Genomic DNA, 6721 nt, shown 5'->3' with positions numbered 1-6721 from the left:
CCATTACACGCATTCGACAACGCAAGACCCGATAGAAAAGGGCCCCCAGCCGAAGCTTGGGGGCCCTTCGAAAAAGCTGCGGTCAAGCCTTGACGACAACCACTCGACGAGACGGCTCGACGCCGGTGCTTTCGCTGTCGACGCCGTCGATGCGCGCCACTGCATCGTGCACGATCTTTCGCTCGAACGGAGTCATCGGGGCCAACTCTTCGCGCTCGCCACTTTCGAGAACTCGGCGTGCAGCCTCGATGCCGAGCGTGCTCAACTCGCTCCGTCGATTCGCACGCCAACCGGCCACATCGAGCATCAGCTTGCTGCGCTCGCCCGTGGATTGCTGCACGGCAAGGCGCGTCAATTCCTGGAGAGCGTCGAGAACCTCGCCTTTTCGACCGACGAGCTTGTTGAGGTCGGATCCGCCGTCGATGCTGACCACGGCACGATCACCTTCGACGTCGAGGTCGATGTCACCGTCGAAGTCCAGAACGTCGAGGAGCTGTTCGAGGTAGTCGCCGGCGATCTCGCCTTCTTCTACGAGATAGTCCTCGGAATCCTCGTCGTCCTCGTCCACATCGGTGGATTCCTCATTCGTGGGGCTGATTGCCTCGAGGTCCTTCTCCGACTTCTTTGTTTCGACTGCCACGACTTTACTCGCTCCGTCCCCAGCGTTCACTGCGTTGTCAGTGTTGGTTACTTCGGTTTCTGCAGACATCATCGGTCCTTGGTGTTCGGCGTCAGCGACGCTTGCGCTTCGACTTGTTTCGGTTGGCCTGCGGCCGCGGGTTGGACTTGGACCCTGCTGTTCCGCTGGCTGTTGTACCGCTACCGGAAGACCCGTTGCCGGAACCGTTTGTTGTGGAGGACGAGGTCGGATCTATTGCGTCCGAACCGTCGGCGGCGATGTCGGTGGGGGCCATCTTCGACAGCTTGGGACGCGCACCCGGCTTCGGCTTGCTCGGCGGCTTGACGCCCGGCTTCGGCGCACTTTCGGTGCGCTTGTCGAGGGCCTCCTTCTTCTTGGCTGCCTCTTCCTTGTCGATCTTGCCGAACACGAGGTGCTGCTGCGCGTAGGTCCAGGCGTTGTTGCTCACCCAGTACAGGAGGATTGCGATGGGAAGGAATGCACCGAAGGCCAGCACACCGAGCGGGAAGACGTACAGCGCGAGCTTGTTCATGATCGCCGACTGCGGATTGGCGGCAGCTGCTTCACTCTGACGTGCGACGGATGCACGGGAGTTCATGTGCGTGGCGATCGCGGCAATGATCATCAGCGGGATGGCGACGAGTGCAATGTTGATCGTCGACGGGATGCCCAATCCGAGAGCCGGGTTGGCATAGGCCTCGAGCTGGTTCTGTGGGCTGGTGATCATTGCCGAAATGGGGGCACCGAACAAACGGGCGTCGAGGAACGAGTTGACGTCCGCGACGTCGAACGCGTAGTTCGGAAGATTGCGAGTTTCCTCGGGTGTCAACCCAAGCTGCCCGAAACCGGTACCGGTTCGGTTGAAGGACCGCAGTACATGGAACAGACCGATGAACACCGGCGCCTGTGCCAGCACAGGGAGGCAACCCATGATCGGGTTGAAGCCGTGCTCCTTCTGGAGCTTCTGCATTTCGACGGCCATGCGCTGCTTGTCTTTGCCGTATTTTTTCTGCAGCGCTTTGATCTGCGGCTGCAGTTCCTGCATCTGCCGCGTGGTGCGGACCTGCTTGACGAAGGGCTTGTACAAGAGAAGTCGCAGAGTGAACACGAGGAACACCACCGACAAGGCCCAAGCGAACCCGTTGTCCGGGCCCAACGCGGCGCCGAACACCTTGTGCCAGACCCAGAGGATCCAGGACACCGGGTAGTAAATGAAATCGAGCACGGCTCTATGTACTCCTCTGTTCGTCCACTCCCACAGGCGAGTGGATGTCTTCGGTGAAAGTCTGTTCGGCATCGAGGTGAGCTCGGTGGCGCCACGATCCGTGTTCCGGTACCGGATCCCACCCACCAGAGTGCCAGGGTGCGCACTTCAGTAGCCGGACGACGGCTAGCAGGGACCCTTTGACGGCACCGTGGGTCTTCAACGACTCGACTGCGTACTCACTGCACGTGGGCGAGAAACGGCAGGTGGGCAGCCTGAGCGGAGACACATAGGTTCGGTAGAGCTCGATGCAGAAGATCAACGTTCGCGCGGGTAGCGAACGGGTGAAGCGGAGAACATTCATGGCCGTGCATCTCTCGGCGCCGAAGTGGTCGCGGACTCCAGGTAGCCCAGTTTCTTCAATCCGGACCGGAGTTGCCGATGCAGTTCCTTCGACGACGAGTCGGCGGCACCGGGTAGAGCTCGGATGACGACGTCGGCGGTTTCGGGGACATCCGTGAGGAGCTGAGCACAGATATGCCGAAGCCGGCGCGCAACTCTGTGACGAGTTACCGCCGGCCCGACAGCTTTACTGACGATGAGTCCGAATCTGGGTTCGCCGACACTGAAGACAGAGCTTGCATCGTCACGCGTGAATGCGTGTACAACCAAGTCTTGTCTACCCATTCGGCGGCCTCGACGCACGGCACGCGAAAAATCCGCGGTGCGGTGCAATCTGTGCGGCTCAGGTAACACCCCGAGCTCCGTAAATTCAGACGAACAACGAATTAAGCGGTGAGTTCCTTGCGGCCCTTGCCGCGACGTGCGGAAACGATTGCACGACCTGCACGCGTACGCATACGAAGACGGAAGCCGTGGACGCGCGCGCGGCGTCGGTTGTTCGGCTGGAACGTCCGCTTGCCCTTGGCCACGGTCAACACTCCTCGAGATCATGGACGCCGAAATGGCGCCTACTTGTGGTGGTCACTGAGTTCGGTCGAACTCGAGTTACATCCCATGAGCGAGTAATCCGAGTGAAGACAGACTGTGTATAGCCAGCAAGCATCGGTCACCTCGCCTTGGGTGACTGTTCGAGAGTACTGACGGAGCTCGCGGTGGTCAAACTCGCCCAAACCGCCGACCGAAGACTACATCGCTGTAATTCATCCACAGGCTTGGGGACGAAGGCTTGTGGACAACGTTCGGAGAGGTCGTCGACACGTTCGTACACAGGCCGCCGCCGTAGCTCGAGAATTCTTCGTTTCACAAAGCAGCAGGTCAAGGGCACGAAAGCAGCACATTTCACCCGGCGCGACCCCATTGGGGTGACACCGATGTCGTTCATCCACACCTGTGGATAATTGTGTGGAAACACGGCACAGGTGGCATATTCGTACCGGGCGCGTGCTGTGCTCGATTGTGACCGCCCCGATATGTTCGTCGTCGGGGACGATAGTCGAACCCGATGCGGCGCGAGGTGCTTTCGAGGGCACCTTTTCTCGCTCCCGTCTGCAAGGTTTCGACCGTGAGTCTGTGAAGACAGTTTGTGAAGACCGTGGGTCTGTGAATTGGGAGGCACCGTGAACGACGATCCGGGTGCGCTGGCGCGCGTCTGGCCAGAGGTTGTCACGGAGTTGACGTCCGACCGGCACAGCGGACAGCCGCTGACCAAGGGCCAAAAGGCATGGCTCGCCCTGGTGGAGCCGCTGACCCTGACGCAGGGGTTCGCGCTGCTCGCCGTTCCGTCGTCGTTCGCGCAGGAAGCGATCGAACGCGACCTTCGCGAACCGATCCTGCACGCACTCGGCCGTCACCTCGGTCAGGGAGTCGAAGGACTAGGCGTCCGCATCTCCGCTCCCGAGGAAGAAAAGGTCGAGGTCGAGCGCTCCTACCCGGAAACCCCGAGTTCCCCGACCTACCGCCGCCGGTTCCTCACCAGCACCGACGAGGAGCCGTCCGATTCCGAGACGGCCGACTACGAAGAAGTCGACGACGAGCGCGAAGCACTCGCCAGTGTTCAGAACTCCTGGCCCACGTACTTCACAAAACCACCCGAATCGTCGACGCCGACGCCGGGCGCAGGAAGCCTGAACTCCAAATACACATTCGACACATTCGTGATCGGTGCGTCGAACCGCTTCGCGCACGCCGCGGCCGTCGCCATCGCCGAAGCGCCGGCCCGCGCCTACAACCCGTTGTTCGTGTGGGGTGCGTCGGGCTTGGGCAAGACACACCTCCTGCACGCCGCCGGACACTACGCGCAACGGCTCTTCCCTGGTATGAGGGTCAAGTACGTCTCGACCGAGGAATTCACCAACGACTTCATCAACAGTCTTCGTGACGATCGCAAGGTGGCGTTCAAGCGCCGCTACCGCGAGACGGACGTTCTTCTGGTCGACGACATCCAGTTCATCGAGGGCAAGGAGGGCATTCAGGAGGAGTTCTTCCACACCTTCAACACCCTTCACAACGCGAACAAGCAAATCGTCGTCTCGTCCGATCGCCCACCGAAACAACTCGCGACGCTCGAGGAGCGGCTGCGTACGCGCTTCGAATGGGGCCTCATCACCGACGTTCAGCCGCCGGAACTCGAAACGCGTATCGCCATTCTCAGCAAGAAGGCGCGAATGGATCGACTCGACGTTCCGCACGACGTCCTCGAGTTGATCGCCAGTCGTATCGAGCGAAATATTCGTGAACTCGAAGGCGCTCTCATTCGCGTGACGGCGTTCGCGTCGCTCAACGGACAGGCCTTGGATCTGACGCTCGCCGAAGTGGTGCTGCGTGATCTCATTCCTGATTCCACGAGCCTCGAGATCAATGCGGCGACGATCATGGCCGTGACGGCCGAGTACTTCAACACCTCGATCGACGATTTGTGCGGGCCGGGTAAAGCGCGTGCCCTCGCGATGGCCAGGCAGATCGCCATGTACCTCTGTCGTGAACTGACAGATCTGTCGTTGCCGAAGATCGGTCAGACCTTCGGCCGCGACCACACAACGGTCATGTACGCCGACAAGAAGATTCGCAAGGAGATGACCGAACGCCGCAAGGTGTACGACCAGGTGCAGGAACTCACCGCTCGCATCAAACAGCGGTCGAAGCGGTAGCCGGTTTTCTGCACACGGTCGCGGGCGGGTCCATTCGGACCCGCCCTTCGGCGTTCTCGGACCGAAATCACCCGGCGATCACCGTCCGAGTGACAACCCAACCAACCAATTTTTGTGCTTCGTGCGAATGATTCACACCTGTGGATAAGCATGTGGATAAGCGCACACATCTGGGGATGGATTGTGAGGGGCTGTGCACCGACGAGAGTTGTCCACATCCTGTTCATGGTCGACGGTCGATCGGTCCCGATTTCATCCCCACGGCACCACGCCTGACGACCAGCAAGGCGACAGCTGCGTGCACAGATTCCACAGGACCTATTAATACGAAGAATTTCTCTTGGAAGGAATCTCTTTCAAAACAGGTGTTGGGGAAGGATCCGTTCACAGGTCGGCTCGAGGCGTCCGGACAAGGCGCTCGAGCGGACCCCTCCCGCTTTCCTGTTGGTCTCGAAGGGCATACGGTGTGCATCTGCCGGTTGTGTCAGACTCATCGATGCACCGGTAACGAGCGCACACTGCGCTCGGCGAAGAGATGGACCGCTGCCGAACGAGAGGAAAAACCGAGCGATGGAGCTTGGAAGTCTGAAGTTTCGCGTTGCTCGCGAAGATTTTTCCGATTCCGTTGCCTGGGTTGCTCGAAGCCTCCCGTCCAGGCCGCCCGTGCCGGTCCTCGGTGGTGTACTTCTGGCCGTCGACGAGCAGGGACTCACCGTCTCGGGGTTCGACTACGAGGTGTCCGCGCAGGTCCGCGTCTCCGCAGAGGTCGCAACGTCCGGGCGGGTGCTCGTTTCCGGCAAGTTGCTGGCCGACATCACCAAATCGCTTCCCAACAAGCCGGTCGATGTGGGCGTCGACGGTACCCGGGTACTCATCACGTGCGGTAGCGCGAAGTTCTCCCTGCCGACCATGCCGGTCGAGGACTACCCGCAGCTTCCCGAGCTCCCCACTCAGACCGGTTCGATTCCCGTCGACGTCTTCTCCGAGGCCATCGCTCAGGTTGCCGTAGCCGCGGGCAGGGACGACACACTCCCGATGCTGACGGGCATTCGCGTCGAAATTTCCGGCACGACCGTGGTCCTCGCTGCGACCGACCGCTTCCGTCTCGCAGTCCGCGAACTCGAGTGGACGCCCGTGGGCGGCGAGACCAAGACCGAGGTTCTCATCCCGGCCCGCACGCTCTCGGAATCGGCAAAAACGTTGTCCAGCAACGCAAGTTCGCCCGTCGAACTCGCTCTCGGCTCCGGGTCGACCGTCGGTGCCGATGGCCTTCTCGGCATCATCAACGACGGCCGTCGCACCACCACGCGTTTGCTCGACGCGGACTTTCCGAAGTTCCGTCAGCTGCTTCCACCGGAGCACACTGCGGTGGCGGTCGTCGACATCGCACCGCTCGTCGAAGCCATCAAACGCGTCGCCCTCGTCGCCGAGCGCGGCGCACAGGTTCGGCTCGAGTTCTCGTCCGAGGGCGTGTTGTTGTCAGCTGGTGGCGACGACGCCGGCCGCGCCGAGGAAGCACTGATGGCCGATTTCCAGGGTGAGCCGCTGACGATCGCGTTCAACCCGGGATATCTCATCGACGGATTGTCCTCGCTGCACAGCCAGAAGGTGACATTCGGCTTCACGACGCCCAGTAGGCCTGCGGTTCTGCGCCCGACCACCGATGATGAATTGGTACCCGATGCTTCGGGCAAGTTCGCGGCACCGCAGAGCGCATACACGTATCTGCTGATGCCGGTTCGACTGCCGGGCTGATCGGGTACACAC

Annotated in this window: 7 protein-coding genes; 2 read left to right on the top strand and 5 right to left on the bottom strand. The window is 61.0% G+C overall.

What is annotated here, in order from left to right:
• Positions 1-82: 82 nt before the first annotated feature.
• The 5 genes from WBQ44_RS08430 to rpmH form a co-directional block, all read right to left on the bottom strand.
• Positions 83-640, bottom strand: coding sequence for a Jag family protein (locus WBQ44_RS08430; RefSeq protein WP_495566255.1), 558 nt, complete (start codon positions 638-640; stop codon positions 83-85).
• A gap of 91 nt (positions 641-731) precedes the next feature.
• Positions 732-1865, bottom strand: coding sequence for a membrane protein insertase YidC (gene yidC, locus WBQ44_RS08425; protein WP_495566254.1), 1134 nt, complete (start codon positions 1863-1865; stop codon positions 732-734).
• A 4-nt stretch (positions 1866-1869) separates the two neighbouring features.
• Positions 1870-2208: a membrane protein insertion efficiency factor YidD gene (gene yidD, locus WBQ44_RS08420; RefSeq protein ID WP_495566253.1), complete on the bottom strand. Its 339-nt coding sequence runs from the start codon at positions 2206-2208 to the stop codon at positions 1870-1872.
• Complete coding sequence (rnpA, locus tag WBQ44_RS08415; RefSeq protein WP_495566252.1) at positions 2205-2600, bottom strand: ribonuclease P protein component; 396 nt, start codon at positions 2598-2600, stop codon at positions 2205-2207. Before rnpA ends, yidD begins: the two co-directional genes overlap by 4 nt.
• Before the next feature lie 32 nt (positions 2601-2632).
• The gene (gene rpmH, locus WBQ44_RS08410; RefSeq protein ID WP_026347786.1) at positions 2633-2776 is read right to left on the bottom strand and encodes a 50S ribosomal protein L34; all 144 of its coding nucleotides are present in this window, start codon (positions 2774-2776) and stop codon (positions 2633-2635) included.
• A 648-nt stretch (positions 2777-3424) separates the two neighbouring features.
• On the opposite strand from rpmH, the gene dnaA reads away from it, so the two are divergent.
• Both dnaA and dnaN read left to right on the top strand, forming a co-directional pair.
• Positions 3425-4954, top strand: coding sequence for a chromosomal replication initiator protein DnaA (dnaA, locus tag WBQ44_RS08405; RefSeq protein ID WP_495566251.1), 1530 nt, complete (start codon positions 3425-3427; stop codon positions 4952-4954).
• A gap of 570 nt (positions 4955-5524) precedes the next feature.
• Positions 5525-6709, top strand: coding sequence for a DNA polymerase III subunit beta (gene dnaN, locus WBQ44_RS08400; RefSeq protein WP_495566250.1), 1185 nt, complete (start codon positions 5525-5527; stop codon positions 6707-6709).
• Positions 6710-6721: the final 12 nt, after the last annotated feature.

Source organism: Rhodococcus sp. (in: high G+C Gram-positive bacteria) (genome assembly GCF_049591685.1).
Taxonomy (GTDB): domain Bacteria; phylum Actinomycetota; class Actinomycetes; order Mycobacteriales; family Mycobacteriaceae; genus Rhodococcoides.
This window is presented reverse-complemented; position numbering and strand designations above follow the sequence as displayed.